This window comes from Streptomyces sp. WELS2, assembly GCF_013870595.1.
GTDB lineage: Bacteria > Actinomycetota > Actinomycetes > Streptomycetales > Streptomycetaceae > Streptomyces.
The window spans coordinates 1-1591 of sequence record NZ_JACBWZ010001164.1 but is presented as its reverse complement, the minus strand read 5'-3'; the positions used below and the strand labels follow the sequence as shown (position 1 = coordinate 1591).

Annotated in this window: 2 protein-coding genes and 1 pseudogene; 2 read left to right on the top strand and 1 reads right to left on the bottom strand. The window is 75.3% G+C overall.

From position 1 onward, the window contains the following. Positions 1–818, bottom strand: an 818-nt coding sequence (locus H5J33_RS34675) for an FAD-binding oxidoreductase (protein ID WP_181798628.1), incomplete at its 3' end; no start/stop codon positions are given. 129 nt (positions 819–947) lie between these two features. On the opposite strand from H5J33_RS34675, the gene H5J33_RS38525 reads away from it, so the two are divergent. Together H5J33_RS38525 and H5J33_RS34670 are read left to right on the top strand one after the other, a co-directional pair. After that, positions 948–1070, top strand: coding sequence for a putative leader peptide (locus H5J33_RS38525; RefSeq protein WP_309485567.1), 123 nt, complete (start codon positions 948–950; stop codon positions 1068–1070). An 80-nt stretch (positions 1071–1150) separates the two neighbouring features. Next, a pseudogene (locus H5J33_RS34670) lies at positions 1151–1591 on the top strand (glutathione S-transferase family protein); the annotation flags it as partial.

Here is a 1591-nt window from a genome sequence, read left to right as displayed (position 1 = left end):
CCGATCAGCACCGGTCCGGCCGCCGTGCCCTCCACCACCGGCGAGGCGCGCAGCCCGGCCGAGTCGCTGGCCACGTCGGCCACGTAGTCCGCGGCGTACACCTTGTGCCGCACCCGTCGCGGCAGCGGCTCGGTGACCAGGACGAACCCGCGCCGGGGCAGTACCGGCAGCCGGATCCCGGCGAGCGCCGCGAGGTCGCCGCCCCGGACGCCGGCCGCGTTCACCACCGCCGGGGCGTGGATGTCCCCCCGGTCGGTGCGGACGCCGTACACCGTGCCATCCGCCGCGCGCAGCACCCCGGTCACCGTGTGGCCGGGGTGCAGCCGGGCACCGGAGGCACGGAGCAGGTGTGCGGCGGCCAGCGCGGGCATGACCTGGGCGTCCTGGGGATAGTGCACCCCGCCCGCCATTCCGGGCGCCAAGTGCGGCTCCAAATCGGCGAGTCGGTCACCCGTCACCGGTACGGCCGTGACGCCGGCGGATCGCTGGCGGGCGGCGAGGTCCCGCAGCGCGGCCAGCGCGCCGGGGGCCGGGGCGACCACCAGGCCCCCCTTGGGCTCGTACTCGACCGCGGCGCCCAGCTCCTTCGCCAGCCCGGCCCACAACCGCACCGACAGCAACGCCAGTCGCAGCTCCGGGCCCGGCTCCTTGTCGGAGACCAGCAGGTTGCCCTCGCCCGCTCCGGTGGTGCCGCCGGCCACCGAGCCCCGGTCCACCACCCGTACCCCCAGGCCGGCCCGGGCGGCGTACAGGGCACAGGCCGCGCCCGCCATCCCGGCTCCGACGACCACGACATCGCAGGTCAGCCGCTTCGCCACGGCAGTACTATGTCACATGTTTCTCACTCTGGGGAGACCCCCGACTCCAGTGCGTGGACGCCCCCTTGACGTGATACCGAGCCGGATCGACACTCCAGGGAGGGAATCCTAGTGAACAGGTAGGAAATCATGGCGCGCCTCGCACCGGGCACCGGCCGAACGGACCGGACCCCGTCGCGCGCGCTCCTGCTCACCTCCCGCCGTCACATCGACCTCCAGCGTGTCTGCAGCGCGATCAGCCGCCACCGCTGAACCGGGCCCCTCGGCCCCCGCCGGCCGGCCGTCGCCCGTGCCGGAGCGCCCGTCCGCACGCCCACCACCCGGGGAGACGCATGTCCATCACTCCGCTCGCCGCCGTCCGGCCCGCCCACCGCACCGCCCCCCTCTTCCGGGGCAGGATCGGCCGGGACGCGCGCAGCGGCCACTACGCCGTGCCGCACCGCTACCGGCTCCACCTGTCCACCGCCTGCCCCGACGGGCTGCGCCTCGCCGTCGGCCACAGCCTCCTCGGCCTGGACACCCGCTGTCCGGTCACCTTCCTGCCCGCCGTCCCCGACTGTCCCGACGGCGGCCACACGGCGCTGCACCCGCTGTACGAGGCGAGCGCCCACCACTACACCGGACCCGCCCTCGCCCCCGTGCTCAGCGACGACTGGTCCGGACGCATCGTCAGCACCCACACCCCCGACATCCTGCGCGACCTGGACCGGTTCCGCCCGGACGACCGCGCCGGCCTGTACCCCGCGGGCCTGGAGTCCGTGATCGAGGCGGTG

What these genes read in the sequence shown, in the direction of transcription:
- H5J33_RS38525 (WP_309485567.1), top strand. Translation starts at nt 948, where the DNA reads ATGGCGCGCCTCGCACCGGGCACCGGCCGAACGGACCGGACCCCGTCG.